At 73.7% G+C, this 20,349-nt stretch carries 20 protein-coding genes; 11 read left to right on the top strand and 9 right to left on the bottom strand.

What is annotated here, in order from left to right; all coding sequences use genetic code 11:
- Window positions 1-23: 23 nt before the first annotated feature.
- The 4 genes from FB453_RS07215 to FB453_RS07200 all read left to right on the top strand — a co-directional run bounded on the left by FB453_RS07215 (window position 24) and on the right by FB453_RS07200 (window position 4,975).
- Complete coding sequence (locus FB453_RS07215) at window positions 24-1,361, top strand: glutamate mutase L (RefSeq protein ID WP_145788511.1); 1,338 nt, start codon at window positions 24-26, stop codon at window positions 1,359-1,361.
- Between the two features lie 479 nt (window positions 1,362-1,840).
- Complete coding sequence (gene lnt, locus FB453_RS07210; RefSeq protein WP_145788509.1) at window positions 1,841-3,544, top strand: apolipoprotein N-acyltransferase; 1,704 nt, start codon at window positions 1,841-1,843, stop codon at window positions 3,542-3,544.
- Window positions 3,545-3,578: 34 nt separating this feature from the next.
- Window positions 3,579-4,388 carry a polyprenol monophosphomannose synthase gene (locus tag FB453_RS07205; protein WP_486480191.1) on the top strand — a complete coding sequence of 270 codons (810 nt, stop codon included), beginning with the start codon at window positions 3,579-3,581 and terminating at the stop codon, window positions 4,386-4,388.
- Window positions 4,389-4,456: 68 nt separating this feature from the next.
- Window positions 4,457-4,975 (top strand): FxsA family protein, encoded by a 519-nt coding sequence (locus FB453_RS07200; RefSeq protein WP_112700646.1) that lies wholly within the window; start codon window positions 4,457-4,459, stop codon window positions 4,973-4,975.
- A gap of 88 nt (window positions 4,976-5,063) precedes the next feature.
- On the opposite strand, the gene FB453_RS07195 is transcribed toward FB453_RS07200, so the two are convergent.
- The 3 genes from FB453_RS07195 to FB453_RS07185 form a co-directional block, all read right to left on the bottom strand.
- Window positions 5,064-5,405 carry an RNA polymerase-binding protein RbpA gene (locus FB453_RS07195; protein WP_091398247.1) on the bottom strand — a complete coding sequence of 114 codons (342 nt, stop codon included), beginning with the start codon at window positions 5,403-5,405 and terminating at the stop codon, window positions 5,064-5,066.
- 231 nt (window positions 5,406-5,636) lie between these two features.
- Window positions 5,637-6,791 carry a coiled-coil domain-containing protein gene (locus FB453_RS07190; protein WP_145788506.1) on the bottom strand — a complete coding sequence of 385 codons (1,155 nt, stop codon included), beginning with the start codon at window positions 6,789-6,791 and terminating at the stop codon, window positions 5,637-5,639.
- Window positions 6,792-6,817: 26 nt separating this feature from the next.
- Window positions 6,818-8,176 carry an MFS transporter gene (locus FB453_RS07185; protein WP_145788504.1) on the bottom strand — a complete coding sequence of 453 codons (1,359 nt, stop codon included), beginning with the start codon at window positions 8,174-8,176 and terminating at the stop codon, window positions 6,818-6,820.
- Between the two features lie 57 nt (window positions 8,177-8,233).
- On the opposite strand from FB453_RS07185, the gene FB453_RS07180 reads away from it, so the two are divergent.
- The 3 genes from FB453_RS07180 to FB453_RS07170 are packed head-to-tail and all read left to right on the top strand — an operon-like array spanning window position 8,234 to window position 11,098.
- On the top strand, window positions 8,234-8,881 hold the full coding sequence (locus tag FB453_RS07180) for a TetR/AcrR family transcriptional regulator (RefSeq protein ID WP_486480190.1): 648 nt from the start codon (window positions 8,234-8,236) through the stop codon (window positions 8,879-8,881).
- A gap of 55 nt (window positions 8,882-8,936) precedes the next feature.
- Complete coding sequence (locus FB453_RS07175; protein ID WP_145788502.1) at window positions 8,937-10,277, top strand: NAD(P)-binding domain-containing protein; 1,341 nt, start codon at window positions 8,937-8,939, stop codon at window positions 10,275-10,277.
- Entirely contained in the window at window positions 10,274-11,098 is an 825-nt protein-coding gene (locus FB453_RS07170; protein ID WP_145788501.1) for an SDR family NAD(P)-dependent oxidoreductase, read from the top strand. The genes FB453_RS07175 and FB453_RS07170 overlap by 4 nt, the downstream gene beginning before the upstream one ends.
- 9 nt (window positions 11,099-11,107) lie before the next feature.
- Here FB453_RS07170 and FB453_RS07165 read toward each other — a convergent pair whose 3' ends face one another.
- Complete coding sequence (locus FB453_RS07165; protein ID WP_145788499.1) at window positions 11,108-11,758, bottom strand: LysE family translocator; 651 nt, start codon at window positions 11,756-11,758, stop codon at window positions 11,108-11,110.
- A gap of 230 nt (window positions 11,759-11,988) precedes the next feature.
- Between FB453_RS07165 and FB453_RS07160 the strand changes: the two genes are divergently transcribed.
- A complete protein-coding gene (locus tag FB453_RS07160) occupies window positions 11,989-12,477 on the top strand; it encodes a DnaJ family domain-containing protein (RefSeq protein ID WP_145788498.1) in 489 nt (162 codons plus the stop codon).
- A gap of 32 nt (window positions 12,478-12,509) precedes the next feature.
- Entirely contained in the window at window positions 12,510-13,052 is a 543-nt protein-coding gene (locus tag FB453_RS07155) for a GNAT family N-acetyltransferase (RefSeq protein WP_145788496.1), read from the top strand.
- A 59-nt stretch (window positions 13,053-13,111) separates the two neighbouring features.
- Here the strand turns inward: FB453_RS07155 and FB453_RS07150 are convergent, their stop codons facing one another.
- A complete protein-coding gene (locus tag FB453_RS07150; RefSeq protein WP_186718101.1) occupies window positions 13,112-13,687 on the bottom strand; it encodes a maleylpyruvate isomerase N-terminal domain-containing protein in 576 nt (191 codons plus the stop codon).
- Between the two features lie 103 nt (window positions 13,688-13,790).
- Here FB453_RS07150 and FB453_RS34080 point away from each other — a divergent pair, with 103 nt between their 5' ends.
- Together FB453_RS34080 and FB453_RS34075 are read left to right on the top strand one after the other, a co-directional pair.
- Window positions 13,791-13,982: a hypothetical protein gene (locus FB453_RS34080; RefSeq protein ID WP_186718099.1), complete on the top strand. Its 192-nt coding sequence runs from the start codon at window positions 13,791-13,793 to the stop codon at window positions 13,980-13,982.
- Between the two features lie 137 nt (window positions 13,983-14,119).
- Window positions 14,120-14,704: a helix-turn-helix domain-containing protein gene (locus FB453_RS34075; protein ID WP_186718097.1), complete on the top strand. Its 585-nt coding sequence runs from the start codon at window positions 14,120-14,122 to the stop codon at window positions 14,702-14,704.
- Between the two features lie 16 nt (window positions 14,705-14,720).
- Here the strand turns inward: FB453_RS34075 and FB453_RS07140 are convergent, their stop codons facing one another.
- The 4 genes from FB453_RS07140 to FB453_RS07125 all read right to left on the bottom strand — a co-directional run bounded on the left by FB453_RS07140 (window position 14,721) and on the right by FB453_RS07125 (window position 20,123).
- On the bottom strand, window positions 14,721-15,197 hold the full coding sequence (locus FB453_RS07140; RefSeq protein ID WP_145788493.1) for a hypothetical protein: 477 nt from the start codon (window positions 15,195-15,197) through the stop codon (window positions 14,721-14,723).
- 61 nt (window positions 15,198-15,258) lie between these two features.
- Window positions 15,259-17,058: a serine hydrolase gene (locus FB453_RS07135; protein WP_145788491.1), complete on the bottom strand. Its 1,800-nt coding sequence runs from the start codon at window positions 17,056-17,058 to the stop codon at window positions 15,259-15,261.
- Between the two features lie 11 nt (window positions 17,059-17,069).
- Window positions 17,070-18,359: a DUF1343 domain-containing protein gene (locus tag FB453_RS07130; protein WP_145788489.1), complete on the bottom strand. Its 1,290-nt coding sequence runs from the start codon at window positions 18,357-18,359 to the stop codon at window positions 17,070-17,072.
- Between the two features lie 9 nt (window positions 18,360-18,368).
- Window positions 18,369-20,123, bottom strand: a complete 1,755-nt coding sequence (locus FB453_RS07125; RefSeq protein ID WP_222431324.1) for a glycoside hydrolase family 3 protein — start codon at window positions 20,121-20,123, stop codon at window positions 18,369-18,371.
- Between the last annotated feature and the right edge of the window lie 226 nt (window positions 20,124-20,349).

Raw genomic sequence — 20,349 nt, 5'->3', positions numbered from 1 at the left:
CGCAGTCGCGAACAGGGAAACTCGTGACCCTGGCGGTCTGCGCCGACGTCGGCTCCACGTACACGAAGGTGGCGGTGGTGGACCTGGCCGCCGGTGTCCTGGCCGGCGCGGCGTCGGCGCCCACCACGGTGGACACCGACGTGCTGCACGGCCTGGACGCCGCGGTCGCGGCGGCCACCGCCGGGCTCGGCGTGCGCGACGTTCCCTGGTACGTGTGCTCGTCGGCCGGTGGTGGGCTGCGGCTGGCCGTGATCGGCTACGAGCCGCTGGTCACCGCGCAGGCCGGCCGGCGGGTCGGGTTGTCCGCCGGCGCGCACGTGGTGCACGTCGCGGCCGGACGGCTCGGCGCCGCCGACCTGACAGCGTTGCGGGCGGCCCGCCCGGACGTGGTGCTGCTCGTGGGCGGCACCGACGGCGGCGACGCCGACACGATCACCCACAACGCCACCCGCCTGGCCCGGGCCCGGTGGCGCCGGCCCGTGGTGTACGCGGGCAACGCCAACGTGCGCGAGGAGTTGACCGGGCTGCTGCGCCACGCGGGTGTGCCGGTCACCGACGCCGACAACGTCCTGCCGCGCATCGGGGTGCTCGCCCCGGCGTCGGCGCGGGCGGCGATCCGCGCGGTGTTCCTGCGCCACGTCATCGGCGGTAAACGACTGTCGCGGGGCACCCGGTTCGCGCGGTTGGTGCGGGCGGCCACCCCCGACGCGGTGCTCACCGGTGTGGAGGTGCTCGCCGACACCCTCGGCGGTGACCTGGCCGTGGTCGACGTGGGTGGGGCCACCACCGACGTGTACTCGGTGCTCACGCCCGACGAGCGGGCCACCGGGCCGGGCCGGGAGGTCGCCGGCAGCCTGTGGCGGGCCCGCACCGTGGAGGGCGATCTGGGCATGCGGTGGAGCGCCCCCGGGGTGGTGCGGGCGGCCGTGGAGGAGCGGCTGCTCGCCGCCGGCGAAGCCGCCGATCTGGCCGCCGCGGCGGCGCGACGGGCGGCCGACCCGGCGTTCCTGGCCGTCGACGACGTCGAGCGGGACGTGGACCGGCGTATCGCCACCCTCGCCGCGACGGTGGCGCTGCGCCGGCACGCCCGGGGCGCCGCCACCGGTGAGCGGGCCGGGCGGGACCTGCGCGACGTGCGGATGCTGGTGGGCTCCGGTGGGGTGCTGCGGCACTCGCCGGCGGACGTGTCCGGGCAGGTGCTGACGGCGGTCCTGGCCGACCACGCCGGCGGGTGGGCGCTGCCGCGCGCCGCCGCCGCGGTGGTCGACGCCGACTACGTGTTGGCCGCCGGAGGGCTGCTCGCCGAGGAGCACCGGGCGGCCGCGCAGTCGCTGCTGCGTCAGCATCTGCGTACGCATTGAGACTCGCCGACCCGACACGCCGTGTCGCAACACACGACAGGCCGGCTGCGGGTTGACAACCGACGGGGGTCGGCACGTACCGTCTTTGAGTCCTACCACGGGAAGCGGCTGTTGTTCGCTTCGTCCCTTCGTCCGCTGGCCGAGCGACATGTTTGAGCGTCATCGTCGCGGCGGCCAGGTCCAGCGGGCGGGGGTCGGCGGGGCGGCGCGAACCGGCCGCGGTTACCGGTGTACGGGCAGGGTGAGGTGCACGGCCAGTAGACAACGGCCCGGCGGGGGCAGCCAGTCCACGTCCGGTCGGTCCGAAGGTCGTCGTGCCCCATCCTCGCCACACCGGCCGGGAAGGGCCTGGGAGCATCGGGGCGCGGCGCGAGCCGCGCCCCGATTTCATGTCCCCCGGGCGGTTCGTGCCCGACGGCCCGACGCGGTCGGTTCACCCGCCAGCCAGGTAACCTTCGCCCCGTGATCGAGGTGAAGCGGTGACGACCCTGGACCGGGATGAGACGCACACGCCGGCGGCGCTGCCCCGGCCGGTCATTGCCGGTCGGCCGCTGCCACTGCGGGTCGCCGTACCCCTGGCCGTGGCCGCTGGGCTGGCCCTGCTGGTGGCGTTCCCCCCGTACGGGGTGTGGCCGCTCGCGCCGGTCGGGGTGGCGTTGCTGGCCGCCGCCGCGCACCGGCGGCGGTTGCGCGCCGGTGCCGGCCTGGGCTTCCTGACCGGGGTGGCGTTCTTCGCCCCGCTGCTGGACTGGACGAACCTGCACACCGGCTACCTGCCGTGGGTGCTGCTGTCGCTGCTGCAGGCCGGCTACCTGGCGCTGCTGGGCGCGGCCACCGCCTGGGTGTCGCCGCTGGTCGACCGCGCCCGCTGGGCGTGGCCGGCGCTGACCGGGCTGCTCTGGGTCGGGCAGGAGGCGCTGCGCGACCGCACCCCGTTCGGCGGGTTCCCGTGGGGGCGGTTGGCGTTCAGTCAGGACAGCTCACCGCTGCTGCGGCTGGCCGCGCTGGGCGGCGCCCCGTTGGTCACCTTCGTCGTGGCTCTCATCGGCGGGTTGCTGGTCACCGCCGTCTGGCGGGGCTGGGTCACCGCCCAGCGCCACGCAGCTGAGCCCACCACCACGCCGAGCGACGCCGCGCCGGGCTCTGACGGCCCGCTGGACGGCCCGCCACGCGCCGGGGGTGCCGTGGCGCGGCGGTGGACGCCTGTGGTCGTACCGGCCGTCGTGGCCGTCGCGCTGACCGCCGGGGGTCTGCTGGTGCCGGTCGCCACCGCCGGGTCCGGCGACACCGTCACCGTGGCGATCGTGCAGGGCAACGTGCCACGGCTGGGCCTGGACTTCAACGCCCAACGGCAGGCGGTGCTCAACAACCACGTCGACGCCACCATCGAACTGGCCGAGCGGGTCGCCGACGGGCAGCAGCGGCGACCCGACCTGGTGGTGTGGCCGGAGAACTCCAGCGACATCGACCCGCTGCGCAACCCCACCGCCGGTGCGCGCATCTCCCAGGCCGCCGACACCGTCGGCGCGCCGATCCTGGTCGGCGCGGTCCTGCTGGGCCCCGACGCCGGGCAGGTCCGCAACGCGGGCATCCTGTGGCGCCCCGGCACCGGCGCGGACCTCGAGCAGCTGTACACGAAACGCCACCCGGTGCCGTTCGCCGAGTACGTGCCGCTGCGCGACGTGGCCCGGATGGTCAGCAAGCAGGTCGACCTGATCCGCAACGACTTCGTGCCCGGAAGCACCCCGGGCGTGGTACGCGCCGGTCCGACTGTGCTCGGTGACGTGATCTGCTTCGAGGTCGCCTACGACGAGGTGGTCCGCGACACCGTCACCGGCGGCGCGCAACTGCTGGTGGTGCAGACCAACAACGCCACCTTCAACGTGGCGGAGGCCCGCCAGCAGATGGCCATGGTGCGGCTGCGGGCGGTGGAGCACGGACGTCCGGCGTTGATGGCCTCCACGGTCGGGGTGTCCGGGTTCGTCGCACCCGACGGGCGGGTAAGCGATGCCACCGGGTTCAACACCCGGGAGGTCGTGGTGCGGCAGTTGCGGCTCGACGACGGACGCACCCTCGCCACCCGCCTCGGCTGGTGGCCCGAGGTGGCGCTCGCCGCGCTGGCCGCGGCGGCCCTGGTCGGCGCGGCGGTGCTGCGTCGGCGGCAGCGGGTCAGGCCCGGATAGCAACAGCCGGTACGCCGGCGGGAGCGGAGGAACCGTGATCCAGGCGACCGATACGATCCGACGCGCGGACGAGGTGCCCGGGGTGGGCCAGGTGCTGGTGGTGATCCCCACCTACAACGAGGCCGACAACATCGCGGTGATCGTGGGCCGGGTCCGGCGGGCCGCCCCGGCGGTGCAGATCCTCATCGCCGACGACAACAGCCCCGACGGCACCGGCGCGATCGCCGACGCCCTCGCCGACGGCGACGCGCATGTGCAGGTGCTGCACCGCCAGGGCAAGCAGGGCCTCGGCGCGGCGTACCTGGCCGGGTTCGGGTGGGCGCGCGAGCGTGGCTACCAGGCGGTCGTGGAGATGGACGCGGACGGCTCGCACGCCCCGGAGGACCTGCCGGCGTTGCTGGACGCCGCCCGCGACGCCGACGTGGTGATCGGCTCCCGGTGGACCAGGGGCGCGCGGGTGCTCAACTGGCCGCTGCGGCGGCTGTTGCTGTCGCGCGGCGGCAACCTGTACGCGCGCCTGGCGCTGGGCATGCCCGTCTCGGACGCCACCGGCGGTTACCGGGTGTACCGAATCAGCGCGTTGGACGCCATCGACCTGGAGTCGGTGACCTCGCAGGGCTACTCGTTCCAGGTGGAGCTGTCGCGGCTGGCGCACCGGGCCGGTGTGCGGATCGTGGAGGTGCCGATCACCTTCGCCGAGCGGGAACGCGGCGACAGCAAGATGAGCCCGAAGATCGTGGCCGAGGCGCTGTGGCGGATCACCGCCTGGGGGGTGCGCGACCGGCGCCAGGCGGTGCGTCGGGGCCTGCACGGCACTGCCACCGGCCAGGCACGGTGGCCGTGAGCGCGGCCGTGTCATGCTGGATGAGCGGAACACGTCCGTGGTGTCCGCAGGAATGGCGATGAGGTGAGATGCGCCGAGGACTGAGGTTCGTACCGTTGGCCCTGTTGCTGGCGGTGGTGCTGGAGCTGGCGGTGTTCGTCGGCGTGGGACGGGCGCTGGGGTTCGGCGTGGCGGTGTTGCTGGTGTTCGCCGCGTCCCTGCTGGGGTTGGTGCTGCTGCGCCGCGAGGGGATGCGCGCCTGGCGTGGTTTCCGCGCCGCGGCGGCGGCCGGGCAGCCCCCGGGTGGTCAGGTGACCGACGGGCTCGTCGGTCTGGCCGGTGCGCTGTTGCTGGCCGTGCCCGGCCTGGTCAGCGGGGTGGTCGGGTTGCTGCTGCTGGTGCCGCCGGTGCGTCGACTGGCCCGCGCCGGGGTGCGCCGCGCCACCGAGCGGCGGGTGTCGTCGATGGTCGCCGGTGACCTGTTCGGGCCCCGCACGGTGCGGGTGCGCCAAGGTGCCCCGCAACCGGCCCCGCAGCCGGAACAGCCGGTGGTGGTCGACGGCGGTCGGGCCATCGAGGGCGAGATCGTCGAGCCCGGCCGGCACTGAGACCAGGCCACCTGCACCGTGCTCAAGGCAGACACGACGGCGCCCCCGGGGAAAACCCCGGGGGCGCCGTCATCGTGCGTCGTGCGGCTCAGGCGCGGCCGCGGCGGGTCCGAACCTCCTGCAGGCGCTCCTCCAGGATGTCCTCCAGCTCGGCGATGGAACGCCGCTCCAGAAGCATGTCCCAGTGGGTACGCGGCGGCTTGGCCTTCTTCTGCTCCGGCTCGTTGCCGTCGACGAGTCGGGCGACGCTGCCGTCGAACTTGCATTCCCAGGTCGTCGGGACCTCGGCGTCGACGGCGAACGGCACCTCGAACTGGTGGCCCTTGGCGCAGAGGTACTCGCGGGTCTGACGCGGCGCGAGCTCCGTGTTGCGGTCGGATTCATAGCTCACCGCGCCAAGGCGGCTTCCGCGCAGCATACGCTCGCCCATGATCGACTTCCCCTCGTTCGTGGTGCTGGTCTTCTGGGTGTAACGGTGCGTCCCCGTCGAGCCATTCCCGCCCGAGGGCGTGAGGCGTCCACGGGTGGGCCGGGACCAAGGGTAACCGGCCGGGACGCTCACCCGGTGAGGTGATCCCCAGGCGGGTCGGAACAACGGTGTGTGTCCGCTGCCACCGGGGAGGTTAACCGCCCGAGCCTACCGAAGGTTGCGCCACGATGATCAGGTGGCGTCGCCGGGAGTGGCGGCGCCGAGGCGGGCCAACGCCAACGCCAGGTCACTGACCTGGTCGCCGAGCTGCGCCACCCGCCGCTGGGCCAGGTCCCGGTCGGTCTCGGCGGCGTCGAGTCGTACCGTCAGGGCGGTGCGGTGACCCTCGGCGGTCGCCGCGGCCTGCCGGGCCACTGTCAGCTCGGCGGTGAGCGTGTCGCGCTGGGCGGCCAGGGCTGCCACCTCCGCGCGCAACCGCGCCGCCAGCTCCGCGGTCTCCTGCCGGGCGTCGTCGGCCTGCCGGGCGGCGACCTCGGCGCGGTCGCGGGCCCGGTCGGCCTGCTCGCGCGCCCGGGCGGCGTCGGCGGCCTCCGCGCGGGTCCGCGCCGCGTCGGCGCGGGACTGCTCGATTTGGCGCCGGACGTCCTGCACCTCGGCCTGCCACCGCCCGGCCCGCTCGGTCGCCTCGGCGGCGGCCCGGCTGGCCCGTTCGGCCTCGGCGCGCAGCGCGTCGCGTTCCACGCTCAGGTCGGCCACCCGCTGCCGTTCGGCGTCGCGCTGCGTGCGCAGGTCCCGCGCCTCGGCGCGGGCCTGGTCGCGGTCGCGCTCGGCCTGGGCGCGCAGCGCCTCGGCGGCGCTGGCGTCGTGGCGCGCCTGGTCTCGGGCGGCCTCGGCGTGCCGCGCCCGCTCGTCGGCGGCGGCGGCCTGCCGCTGCGCCAGCTCGGCGCGCTGGCGGGCGTCGTCGGCCTCGGCGCGGGCATCGCGGGCCTGCTCGCGGGCGCGCGCCGCGTCGGCCGCCGCGGTCTCGGCGTCGTCGCGGGCCTCGTCGCGTTCGGTCTGCGCCGCCGCGATCTCGGTGGCGGCCTCCGCGCGGACCTGCGCGAGCTGCCGCTGCACACCCACCGGGGACAGCTCGGCGTGCAGGGACTCGGTCAACGTCTCGACGATCTGGTCGAGTCGGTCCACCGCCTCCCAGGTGCGGGCCACCTGCCCGGGCAGACCGGGGGCGTTGCGGTGCCGCATCCGGCTGTTGCGGGAGGCGCGCTGGCAGGCGCCGTCGTTGTCGCGGCAGTAGCGAAACGGTCGACCCGCGCCGACTCGCTGCGGCACCGGCGCTCCACAGTGGGCGCACGGGCGGGTCTCGGTGGTGCTGGGCTGGGCGTCCATCGAGGGCGAAGTCTAGTGCCGGCCAATCAGCTCGCCGCCCGGGCCGTCGCGTCCAGGGTGTAGCGGCGTTGCAGCAGCAGCGCCGCGAGCATCGCCACCGCCGGCAGCAACCCGAAGCCGTAGCGGACCGCCGCGAGCGCGGCGTCCGGCTGCACCGGCGACTCACCGGCCGTCGAGGCCACGAAACCACCCACGGTCAGGCACAGCGCGTACGCGTACGGGCCCAGGGCGGCGCCGGTGGCCTCGGTGGCCGTCCACACCCCGGTGTAGGTGCCGGCCCCGGTGCTGCCGGCGTTGCTGGCGGCGCGGATCACGTCGGGCAGCATCGAGAACGGCAGCAACTGCATGCCGGCGAACGCCACCCCGAGCACCGCCACCGCGGCGACCAGCACCGGCAGGCCGGCCGGTCGACCCACCGCCAACACCAGGGAGCCGATCGCGAACGCGCCCTGCGCCCCGAGCAGCGCCCGCTGCTTGCCGACGCGTCGGGCCACCACCAGCCAGGCAGGGGTGACCAGCAGCGCCGGCGCCACGAACGCGGCCACCAGCACCGTGGTCAGGCCGGGGGCGCGCAGCTCGTACTCGGCGTAGTAGGGCACCCCGGCGAGCACCAGGTGGGTGGTGGTGGACATCGCCAGGTACGCGGCGACCAGCCACCGGAACTGCCTGTCGCGCAGCGCCGTGCGCAACGCCCGCCACCCGCCGTGCCCGGCCCCGGTGCTGGCCGGCGCGGACCCGCGCAGCCGGGCGATGCCGGCGACACCGACCAGCATGGCCACCAGCATCCCGACGGCCAGGACCACGCCCATCCGCTGGTAGCCGCCCCGCGTCGCGGCGTCGCCGCCGGTGAGCAGCGGGGCCAGCAGCCCGGAGACCAGGATGCCCAGGGTCAGCACCACCATCCGGAACGCCATCAGCCGGGTGCGTTCGTGGTAGCCGATGCGCAGGTCGGCCGGGGTGGACAGGTAGGGGACCTGGTAGGCGGCGAAGAGCAGGTTGCCGGCGATGAAGAACACCGCCACCCACGCCGCGGCCGGCGCGCCGGTCAGGCCGCCGGGCACCGCGAAGAGCGCGGCGAACGCGACCGGCAGGGCGCAACCGAGCAGCAGCAGGCGACGACGGTCGCCGCGTCGGGTCTGCTCGACGTCGGCGCGGTGCCCCACCCAGGGGTGCAGCAGCACGTCGGCGATCTTCGGCAGCAGCAGCGCCAGGCCGGCCAGCCACGGCCCGACGGCCAGCACGTCAGTGAGGAAGTAGAGCAGCAGCAGGCCGGGAACGGTCACCCAGACACCCATGCCGAGCGAGCCGGCCGCGAAGCCCGCCAGGGGCCCGCGCGGCAGCGTCGCGTCGGTGGCGGCCGCGGGCCGCCGGTCCAGCCCGGTCATCGCCGCATCCTCTCCGCAATCCAACGGTCGCTGGATTCTAGGGGCACAATGGCGGCCATGACCATGCCCCGCCGCCGCCCGGGTAGGCCCCGCCGCGACGAGACCCGGCCGACCCGCGAGGTGGTGCTCACCGCGGCGACCGCGCTCTTCGCCGAGCGGGGCTTCGACGCCGTCGGGCTGCGGGAGGTCGCCGCCGCCGCCGGGGTCGACGTCGCCACTGTCGCGCACCACACGGGTACGAAGGCAGCGCTCTACGACGCGTGCTTCGCCCGGGTGTTCGCCGCCGAACGGGAGGTGCTGACCGAGGCCGCCGAGCAGGCGCGCGCCGCTCTCGACGCCGGTCCGGACGCGGCGCGACGGGCCCTGCACGAGCTGGTCGACGTCTTCGTCGACTTCCTGGAGGACCGCCCCGAGACCACCGCGCTGTGGCTGCGCCGCTGGCTGGAACCGCGGCGGCACGCCGAACTCGATCAGCGCTACTCCGACCCGTTGTACCGGCTGGTCGCGGAGCTGCTCACCGCCGCCGCGGAGACCGGCGCGCTCGCCGAGCCGACCCCGCACATCACCGTGCGGAGTCTGGTGTGGGCGACGCACGGGCACGTGGTGGCGCTGGCCGCGGGCGCGCCCGGCGCCCGGGAGCGGCGCGAGTTCCGGGCGTTCGTGCACCGCCTGCTCGACGGGCTGTACGGATCACCGACCCCTTGACGGGCCGCCGCCGCGCGACGATTATCCATCGGACGTTGGATTAATGGGGGCGGCAATGGGCGTACCACAGCGGGTGGCGGTGATCGGGGCCGGCGCCGCCGGGCTCGCCGCGGTCAAGGCACTACGCGACGCCGACGTGCCGACGGTGGGCTTCGAGGCCGCCGAGCAGGTCGGTGGCCTCTGGGTGTACGGCGCACCCGACTCGCCCGCGTACCGCACGCTGCACCTCAACACCAGCCGTGGTCGCACCCAGTTCGCCGACCACCCGATGCCGACCGACTGGCCCGACTACCCCGACCACCGTCGTGTCGCCGGCTACCTCGGCGACTACGCCGCGCGCTTCGGTCTGGCCGACACCATCCGGCTGCGCCACACCGTGGAGCGGGTCACCCAGCATCCCAACGGCACCTGGACGGTGGCCGCCAGTGGCCCGACCGGGCCGGTCGAGGTCACCGTCGACGCCGTGGTCGTCGCCAACGGGCACAACCGGGTGCCCCGGCTGCCCGACCCCGGCTACCCCGGCACCTGCACCGCGGAGCAGATCCACAGCCACGACTACCGGGGTCCGGAGCAGTTGGCCGGCCGGCGGGTCCTGGTCGTCGGCGGCGGCAACTCCGCGATGGACATCGCCGTCGACGCGTCGTACGCCGCCAGCCGTACCCTGCTGTCGCTGCGCCGGGGCGTCTGGGTGGTGCCGAAGTACCTGCTGGGGCGCCCCTCGGACACCCTCAACGGTGCGTTGGCCCGTCGGCTGCCGTGGCGTCTGCGCCAACGCATCAGCCAGACGATGCTGAGCGCCACCGTCGGCAACCCGGCCCGCTACGGGTTGCCCGCACCGACGCACGGCTTCCTGCAGGACCACCCGACGCTCTCCGACGGGTTGCTGTCGCGGCTGACCCACGGTGACGTCGAGGCCCGACCCGGTGTCGCCGCCCTCGACGGCGACCGGGTGGAGTTCACCGACGGCCGCAGCGACAGCGTCGACCTGATCATCTGGTGCACCGGCTACCGGGTGGACGTCCCGTTCCTCGACGCGGCGCTGCTCGCCGGAGGCGCCGACACCCTGCCGTTGTACCGGCACGTGTTCCACCCCGACGCCCCCGGGCTGAGCTTCGTCGGGTTGATGCAGTCCACCGGCTCCGCGTTCCCCCTGGTCGAGGCGCAGGCCAAGCTGGTCGCGGCGCACCTCGCCGGCCGGTACGCGCTGCCGGATCCGGAGCGACAGCGCGCCGCGTGCCGGGCCGAACTGCGGGCCGCGACCGCCCGCTGGGGTCAGCGCCGCCCGGCGATGCGGGTGGACTTCGACGTCTACCTGGCCGAACTGGCCCGGGAGTTGACCGCCGGGACCCGCCGCGCCCGCTCCGGCACGGCGCCCTCGGTGGGGGCACCCCGATGAGCGGCCGATCCCTGGCCGGTCGGCGGGTGCTGGTCACCGGGGCGAGCGGGACCTTCGGCCGCCACCTCGGTGCCGCGCTGAGCGCGGCCGGCGCCCGGGTGGTGGGGCTCGACCTGCACGCCCGTCCCGACGACGACGTGCCGGTGCTGGGCTGTGACCTGACCGACCCGGACGCCGTACCGGCGGCGGTGCGGGCCGCCGTCGACCGGCTCGGCGGACTCGACCTGCTGATCAACAACGCCGGGGTCGGTGGTCCCGCGCCGGCCGAGTTGCCACCCGACGAGGTGGTCCGGCGGCAACTGGAGGTCAACCTGCTCGCCGCCTGGCGCACCACCGCCGCCGCGCTGCCCCCGCTACTCACCGCGCGCGGACGGGTGATCTTCGTGGCCAGCCGGATGGCGGTGCTGCCCCTCCCGCTCGCCGCCGCCTACGGGGTGAGCAAACGGGCCCTGGTCGCCTACGCCGACGCGCTGCGCCACGAGGTGGGCACCCACGTCGGGGTGAGCGTCGTCTACCCGAGCATGGTCGCCTCACCGATCCACGACAGCACCGCCGAGGCCGGGCTGTCCCTGCAAGGGGTGTCGCGCCCCGAGCCCGTCGAAGGGGTGGTCGCGGCGATCGTGCGGACCGCCACCGCCCGGCGGGCGCCCCGGGACGTGGCGACCACCACACGCGGCCGGCTGGAGATGGCCGTCGGCCGGCACGCGCCCGCGCTGGCCGACCGGCTGGTACGCCGTACCCTCGCCGCCCGGCTCGCCGCCGGTGACCTGGACGCCGCGCCGCTGGCCGCCGGGATGCTCGGCCGTCACCGGGGACGCTGACCGCCCGGGTCAGGGCGTGGCGACGGCCGCGCGCGAACGGTCGGCGGCGATGCGCACGGCCAGCGCCGCGAGCGCGGTGCCGGTCACCCAGCGCTGCACCCGCAACCACATTGGCCGACGGGCGAAGAACCCGGCCAGCGAGCCGGCGCTGAGCACGATCAGCGCGTTCACGCTCAGCGCCACGACGATCTGGGTCAGACCGAGCAGCAGGCTCTGCGTGGCCAGATGCCCCCGCGTCGGGTCGATGAACTGCGGTAGCAGCGACACGTAGAGGATCGCGATCTTCGGGTTCAGCAGGTTGGTGACCAGGCCCATGGTGAACAGGCGTCGGGGCGGGTCGGGCGGCAGCGGCGCGGGGCTGAACGGCGAGTGCCCACCCGGACGCAGCGTCCGCCAGGCCAGCCAGAGCAGGTAGCCGGCGCCGGCCAGCTTCACCACCGCGTACAGCGTCGGCACCAGGACGAAGACGGTGGCCAGGCCGGCGACCGCCGCCGCCAGATAGACGCCGAAGCCGGCGGCCACCCCGAGCAGCGAGACCAGCCCGGCCCGGCGGCCCTGCGCCACCGACCGGGACACCAGGTAGACCATGTTCGGGCCGGGCGTGAGCACCAGTCCCAACGCCACCAGCGCGATGCCCAGCAGTGCACCAGTACTCACCACGACGTTTCCCCCCGTCCGATGGATCCCACACCGACCGTAATCGGGATGAACATCCCGACCCAGGGCCACCTGGCAGGCCGTGGCCTGCGATCCGAGGTGATCCACTCGCGTTCGGTGCGACGGCGGCACCGTTGGCGGGAATGCGCACCGTCGCGAGCGTGCTGACCTCTGGCAAGTGCGTGTCGCCGGCCGGAGGCGGCGCGTTACGGTGGCCAGGGAGGTGCCGCACGGTGACCGAGGCGTGGGAAGCGTCAGTGGAGGCGAAGATCCAGGATGCCGTTCAGCGCGGCGAGTTCGACAACCTGCCCGGCATGGGCAAGCCGATCCCCGGTCGGGGGGCGCCGTACGACGAGGCGTGGTGGATCAAGAGCTTCCTGGAACGCGAGGCGCTCCCCAGTGACCTGCTCCTGCCCACGTCGCTGCAACTGCGCCGACGCATCGAGCAGGTCCCCGACGAGGTCCGTGACCTGCCCACCGAACAGTCCGTCCGCGACTTCGTGGGGCAGTTGAACGCGCAGATCGTGGCGTGGCTGCGCTTCCCCGACGACGGCCCCCGGGTCGCGGTGCGCCCGGTGAACACCGAGGACGTGGTCCGCCGGTGGCGCGCCGAGCGGGCCCGGCCCGAGGTCACGACGACCGTCACCGAAGCGGCGGCCGTTCTGCCGCCAGCGCGCCGGCCCCGCCGCAACTGGTGGCGGCGGTGGCGCCGTCGGGGCTGACCGGCGGGCCACGGCCACGGCAGACTGTGCCGATGCTGATCGAATCGCGGTCACCCGACATGCCCTCGATGCCGGGGGTCACGCTGCGTCAGTGGTGCGCCGACGACCTGGATGAGCTGGTGCGGGCGTACCGGGATCCGGTCCTGCGCCGCTGGACGAGAGCTCCGGTGACCACCGCCGCGGAGGCGCGACGATGGCTGGACGGCGCGCTGCGCGACTGGACCGACGGCCGGCGGTACACCTTCGCCGTCGTCGAAGAACAGGCCGACGGCGCTCGGCTGGTGGGCAACGTCGTGCTCAAGGGGGTCACGCCGCAGCGCCCGGCCCCGGAGGTCGGCTACTGGACGGCGTCGTGGGCACGCGGCCGCGGCGTCGCCCCTCGCGCGGTCACCGCGCTGAGCCGCTGGGCGTTCGACCGGTTCCCGGAGGTGGCGCGTCTCGACCTGCTGCACCAGGTGGACAACGTCGCGTCCTGCCGGGTGGCGCAGAAGTGCGACTTCGTGTTCCAGGAGGTGCTGCCGGCCCGGCCGCCCTTCCCGCTCGACGGCCACCGGCACTCGCTGCACGCCGGCTAGCCGGGCTCCAACCGGGTGGTCGCCCGGCAGGCGACCACCCACCCCAACGCTGGTGCGAGTCAGTCGACTGCGGCCCGCCAGACCCAGGAGGTGCGCCTCGCCCGGCCGGGCAGTTCACCGCGGCCGGTCATCCAGAGCAGCACCTCGGGTGCCGCCCCGGGCGGGGCGTCCGGGAAGAGTCGGCGCAGCACCAGCGCGCTCAGCCGCTGCGACGGCTGCCACGGCACACCGAGACCGAGGGTGACGTCGTGGGTGTGCAGCAGGGTCTCGGCCACGCCCATGGCGGCGAAGCCGACCGGATCGCACGGACCGAAGTGCCAGGCCCGCGCGTCCGGCGGGGCGGCGTCGACGGCGGCGGCGAGCAGCCCGGCGCAGGCCCGCACCACGGTGAGCACCTGCGTCGGGCTCGCGTCGGGGGAAACCCGCAGGTCGTACGGCAGATAGCCGTCATCCGGGCGGCCGGTGACCTGGCCCGCGTACGCGAGGAGGTCGTGCGCGACGTGCGCCGCGGTGGTCCAGCAGCTCCAGCTCAGCGAGCCGGCCGGCACCGACCAGTCGCGTTCCCGGTGTGGCAGCAGCACCCGGGTCATCTCGTCGGCTGCCTCCCGCAGGTCGGCGCCGGTCACCGCCGACATTCGCCAACCCGCCGGGCAGCACCGGGCATGGGAATGCGGTCGTGGGTAAAGAAAGTCGAGGCATGCAAGAATTCATCCTCGCATGTGGGGGGAGGCGAACGGAGTGTTGCCCAACCTTGTGGTGGACACGACGGTGTTGCCCCCGGCGGACCGGTTCGCGTTCTGGTACGCCCTGGTCGCCCAGGAGACGGCGCCGGCGCACATCAGCAGCAGCCAACTGGACAACTTCGTGGCCTACGCGCAGGCCATCGATCTCGGCCCGAGGGGGATGTGTATCAACTCGCGCTACCACTGACGGGTCGCAGCACCTTGATCCAGGACCGCACCGAGTCCACGCTGGAAGCCGCGAACCATTTCACGCTCTTGGACACCGCACGGCCACACGTTGCCCGGCATCGCGCGGACGGCCCCGGTCCCGCCACCTCCATCACCGTGCAGATACCGCACGCGGCGCTGCCTCTGGCGCCGGACCGGCTCCGCAGCCTGCTGGCCACGCCGATGCCGTCGCACCTCGGCGTCGGCGGACTGTTGGCCCACCACCTGCGCAGCATCGCGGCGCACCCGGAGCAGTTCGAGCCGGCCCAGGCCGAGATCCTGGGCGGGGTGGCGGTGGACCTGCTCACCGCCGCGCTCGCTCAGTACCTCGACATCGAGGACACCCTGTCACCGGAGGCGCGGCAGACCGTACTGCGGGCCCGGGTCGTCGACTTCATCGACCGCCACCTCGACAGTGACGAGCTGAGCCCTCGCAGCGTCGCCGCCGCCCACCACATCTCGCCGCGGTCGCTGCACCGCCTGTTCGAGACGGAGGCGACAACGGTTGCCGAACTCATCCGCGCCAAGCGCCTGGAGCAGTGCCGGCGCGATCTCGGCAACCCGCTGCTGCGACAACCGATCCAGGCCATCGCCGCCCGCTGGGGTTTCCCGGACAAGGCCCACTTCAGCCGTCTCTTCCGTGCCCACTACGGACTTTCGCCGCAGGAATACCGCACGGGCGTCGCTCGCCGGGACCGGTGACCCGTCCGCCCGACCGCTACCGCCGGCGGTCGGTGGGGTCGTCCTCGACGAAGTCCCGGACACCGGCGCGGATGCTCTCGCCGTACGGGTCGTCCGGTAGCCGCACCAGGTGTTCGCGGGCTCGGGCGAGGTGCTCCCGGGCCAGGCCGACGTTACCCAGGCGCCGGTGGCAGTCGGCCAGGTTGAGGTACAGCGACGGCAGGAACGCCTGGACCTGGAGCGAGGACAGATACCGCTGGGCGCGTTCGTCGGTCAGGTCGGACACGGCGGCCAGGGCACGTTCGTCCCAGGCCAGCTCCGCCTCGGTGGTTTCCTGAAGGTCCGCGAGGTAGTGCGCCAGGGTGCAGCGGTGCAGGGCGTCACCGGTGGGGCCGAGTTCGTCCCACAGCGCGGTGAGCAGTTCACGGGCGCGGGCAGGTGCGCCGCTCTGGCCGAGCTGCACGGCCTCGATGATGCGGGCCATGGTCGGGTCGACGGTCGCTTGGTCGGTCATGTCGCCGATGGTCGGGCCTCAACCCGGTCGAGGGTCAAATTGCTCTCGGGCCCGTACAGTTTCAGCTCCGCGCCGGTGACCACCCGTCGGCGACGAACCGGGAGGCGTCGGCACCCTCGCCGGAGAAGAGCATGCCGTGCCGGTCCGCCGCTACGAGCCGGTCGACGTAGACGCCACGCCCCTGGCCGGAGCCGTCGGTGCTGCTGCTGAACCGCAGGTGGGTGGCCTGATCGGGCAGCGCCACCGTGACCTGCCACCACACCCGACCGCCGTAGCCGGTGACCGTGCCGTCGGCGCTCCACCGGCGGGCGGCGTCGCGGAGCTGCATCGTCGCTGGCGCCCAGGTCTGACCACCGTCGGTGGAGACCTCGAATCGCGCGCTGTCGAAGCGGGGCTCGGTGTCGTACCAGAGCAGGAAGCTCGCCGTCCCGCCACGGCCGGGCCGACGCAGCGGCGCCGTGAGCCTGCTCGTCGCGGAGTCGCGTGGGTCGGCCCGCCAGGCGCTGGCCGAGCGCGGCCGTACCGGCATCGCCTCCGCGAGGTCACGCGCGACGGACCGTCGGGCGACGTTGTTGCTGCCCCAGCCCCGGTCCGGGTGCACCCGGTTGCTGAGCATGACGACGAACGAGTGGGAGAGCGGGTCGATGACGATCGACGTTCCGGTGAAGCCGGTGTGCCCGAAGGCCACCGGAGAGGAGAGCCCCATCATGTACCAGTGCTTGTTCAGCTCGAAGCCGAGCCCGCGGTCGCTCTCCGGGTAGGCCGACTCGAGCGGCGCGTTGTGATTGACCAGCATCGCGCGCACCGTTTCCGAGCGCAGGATCCGCCGGCCGCGGTATTCGCCGCCGTTGAGCAGTGACTGGCAGAGCACGGCCAGGTCCGCGGCCGTGGAGAAGACCCCGGCGTGCCCGGCCACCCCGCCGAGCGACCACGCGTTCTCGTCGTGCACCTCACCCCACACCATGCCGCGTCCGGCGTACGGCTGGTATTCGGTCGCGGCGATCCGCGACCGCCGCTCCGGGCCCGGGTTGTAGCCCGTGTCGGTCATGCCCAGCGGCCCGGTCACACCGTCGCGGACCAGGTCGGCCAATGGCCGACCGGTTACCCGCTCCAGCAGGACGCCCAGCGCGATCAGCCCCAGGTCGGAGTAGACGTACTGGCTACCGGGCGTTGCCCCGCTGGTGAGCGGCGTGGCGAGTGCGGCGGCGAACCGCTCGGCCGGTGTCGGGTACCTGCTCCACAGTGGTGTGAACGCGGGCAAACCCGATGTGTGGGTGAGCAGCATCCGCACGGTGACCGCCGTCTTGCCGCCGGCGGCGAACTCCGGCACGTACCGGGCGACCGGCGTGTCCAGCTCCACCCGTCCCCGCTCCACCTGCTGCATGGCGACGATCGTGGTGAACAGTTTCGACACTGACGCCAGGTCGTAGATGGTGTCGGGACGGGTCGCGATCTGCTGGTCGGCGGGGAGTTCCACACCGACCAGGCCGGGTGGTGGCCCAACCGCGGAGTACTTCACCGCGCTGCCCACGGCGGCGTGCTCAACGATCACACCGTCCTTGGCGGCCAGGACCACCGCGCCGGCGTACGCCGGGTAGCCGGGGTGCTCCGGGGTCGGCTGGAGATACGCCGCCAGGTCGGCGGGCAGGCGACCGACCTGGTCGGGGAGCAGTCCGACCTGGCGGGCGCTGCCACGCCGCAACGTGTCGTGGCGGAACTGGATGTCGGCGGGGGTGACGGTCGGCGGACCGGACGTGGGTGTCGCGGCGACCGCCCCGGTGGTGGGCAGTGCCGTGCCCAGGATCACCAGAGCGAGGCCGAGCGCGAGTGAGCGGAGCGGACGACGGGTCGACCTGGTCATGACCGCACTCCTCAGTAGAGCAGGTAGGGCCGGCGACGCCGGTTGAAGGTGGCCAGCTCCTCGGCCCAGGCGCCGACGACGTCGTCCACGTCAGCTCCGGCGTCGATCTGGGTCCGCAGTCGCGGCGACCCGGTGAGCTTGTCGATCCAGTACGGACGCACGGTGTCCCACGAGTCACGTCGCCAGGCGAACGCCGGGTACCTGTGCGCCTCCACGAGCATGGCCACGCCGGTGCGGATCGGGTCGTACACGGCCCGGTCGACGACCTTGACCTCGACGCCGGCGCAGAGCTTGTTGAGCAGGTCCGGCTTCTGCCCGGCCGAGGTCGGCGAGAAGTACGCCTCACGGAACTCGACCCCGGGCAGGTTCCGGGCGTTGAGCCGGTCACCCCAGTGGTGGTCGAAGTCCGTCGCCAGGCCGCCGATCAGCTCGAACGGGCGACACGTGCCGCGCCCCTCGGTGATCGAGGCGACACCCTCGAACAGCCCGGTGCCCGGGTAGACCAGAGCGGTGTCCGGGGTGGGCATGTTGGGGCTGGGCATCACCCAGGGCACGCCGGTGTCGGCGGCGAGGGCGTCGCGCTTCCAGTGCCGGCACCGCATTACGTGCAGGTCGACCGGTCGTCCCGCCTCGGCCGGCAGGAACGTGGCGTTGAAGAACCGGGCCAGCTCTCCGACGGTCATCCCGTGCTGCTGAATGATCTCCTTGAGACCCACGCCCGAGGTGTACGGGCTGGTCATCATCGGCCCGTAGGCCCGCCCGCCGATCGGGTTGGGCCGGTCCAGCACGACGTAGCGTTTGCCGACCCGGGCCGCGGCGACCATCGAGGTGTACATCGTCCAGATGTAGGTGTAGAAGCGGACTCCGACGTCCTGGATGTCGAAGACCACGGTGTCCATCCCGGCCTCGGTGAACATCGCTTCCCACCGGGCCTGCGAGGCGCCGTACGCGTCGTACACCGGGATGCCGGTGCGTGCGTCGACGCCGGTTCCCTCGCTGCCACCGGCCTGCGCGGAGCCGCGGAAGCCGTGCTCGGGGCCGAACGCCGCGACCAGCTGCACCCGACCGGAGCCGTGCATCAGGTCGACGAGATGCCGGTACGACGCATCGACGCCGGTCGGGTTGGAGATGACGCCCACGCGCTGACCGGCGAGTTCGGCGAACCCGGACGACACCAGCTCGTCGAGGCCGGTGCGGACCCGACGGTCACGGGAGTTGGCCGCCGCCGGTCCGACGCCGAGCGTCCCCGCCCCCAGCGCGCCCGCACCGACCGCGCCGACCAGGAAATTCCTCCGCTGCATGCTTGCCTCCTACCAGCTCAGGCCGTGGCCGTAGGGGTAGAGCACGGAGCCCGCCCCCTCGGCCGTGGGGATCGTGACGGGCAGCCGTCCGCTCGGGGACAGTTCGCCGTGCAGCGCGCGGACGAGGGCGTCCATCGCCGCGCGGGTGTACGAGTACGTCGCCAGGTAGGTGGTGACACCCGGCAGGTACGCGATGTCGTACGGGTCGCGGACGGCCACGACGACCACGGGTTTCCCGGCGCCGAGCAGCGCCGCGACGAGGCGCTGTTGGGTGGCTCGCGGGTCGGTGACGGCGGTGTCCCACGCCTTGTTCACGAGCACGACGGTGAGGTCGTGCTCGGCGGCCTGGCTCGCCGTGGCGGTGATCGTCGCGTCGGAGGGCAGGGTCGCCGGTCGGGCGGTGACGCGGGCACCACGCGTGGTGAATCCGGCGGCGACCGTCGCGACCGGGGCGAAGGCGGCGCTGTCCCAGCCGGTGATCAGGACCGACCGGTCGGCGTGGGGCAGGGGCAGCACTCCGGCATCGTTGCGGACGGCGGTGAGCGTCGGGTCGGTGACCTGGGTGACGGCGGCGAGGTGCTCCGGAGCGCCGACGGTCCGGACGGCCTTCTCGACGTCGACCAGCGGCGAGCGGGCGAGTCCCTGGCGATACTTCACGCCGAGGATGCGCCGGACCGACTCGTCGATCCGACGCTCGGTGAGCTCGCCGGTGTCGACGGCCCGCAGCACCGCGTCCCGCGCCAGCGCGAGATTCGGCGGCATCAGGAGCTGGTCGGCGCCGGCCTTGAGCGCCAGTACGGGCACCCGCTCGTCGCCGTACTTCGCCCGCACGCCAGCCATGTTCAGCGCGTCGGTGACGATGACGCCCCGGAAACCGAGCTCACCGCGCAGCACGCCGGTGAGGATCGTCGGCGACAAGGTCGCGGGGTCGCCGGACGGGTCGAGCGCCGGGACCACGATGTGCGCGGTCATGATCGTGTCGACACCGGCGCGGATGGCACGCTTGAACGGCGGCGCGTCGATCCGATCCCACTCGGCGCGGCTGTGGTTGATCACCGGGAGGCCGGTGTGGCTGTCGGTGGCCGTGTCGCCGTGCCCGGGGAAGTGCTTCGCCACGGCGGTCACCCCGGCCCGGTCCTGGAAACCGGTGACCTGGGCGGCGGTGAGGTCGGCCACGAGGGTGGGGTCGGCGCCGAAGGACCGCACGCCGATCACCGGGTTGCCCGGGTTGACGTTGACGTCGGCGATCGGCGCGTACGGCTGTTGGATGCCGACGGCGCGCAGCTCGCGTCCGGTGACCTCCGCCGCCGTCCGGGCGGCCCCGGGCGACCGCCCCGCGCCCAGCGCCATCGACCCGGGGAACTGGGCGGCGGGGGAGGGCATTCGCACCACAGCGCCCTGCTCCTGGTCGGTGGAGATGAGCAGTGACACCCTGCCCTTTGCCCCGTCGCCACGAGCAGCCCTCTGCAGTCCATTGGAGAGGGTTGCGATCCGTCGGGGGCTATCCAGGTTGTGCGACCAGGAGAAGTAGCAGACGCCGCCCAGGTGGTACCGCTCGATCACCTCGGCCGGTGTCTCCACACCGAAGGCGGCGAGGTTCGCGGCCCGGTCTGCGGCGCTGGGGTCCGTGGCGTCACCGCCGTAGACGTAGGTGGCGAAGAGTTGTCCGACCTTCTGCTCCAGGCTCATGTGTCGCAGCGTCGACGTGACCCAGCCGTGCTCGGCGGTCGGTGGGCGCACCGGCGTGGCGGCTTGGGCAGGCATTGAAGCGAGGGTGGCCGCCAGGGCGGTCGCCAGGGCGGTCGCGGTAACGAGTCGGGTCTGCATAGACGCCTCTCAGTCCGGGTGGCTGAAACTTAGCTACACGCCAGCCGCCCGTCAAGAAGACAACCTACAAATCCCCGCAAGCTGAAGGGCGAAAGGACACTCGATGCGAAGTCCGTCGACGGCGAGGCCGCCCTCGCCACGGTGCACGCCATGTCGCTCACGC

The sequence above is a fragment of the Micromonospora sp. CNZ322 genome (assembly GCF_007827755.1).
This window is presented reverse-complemented; position numbering and strand designations above follow the sequence as displayed.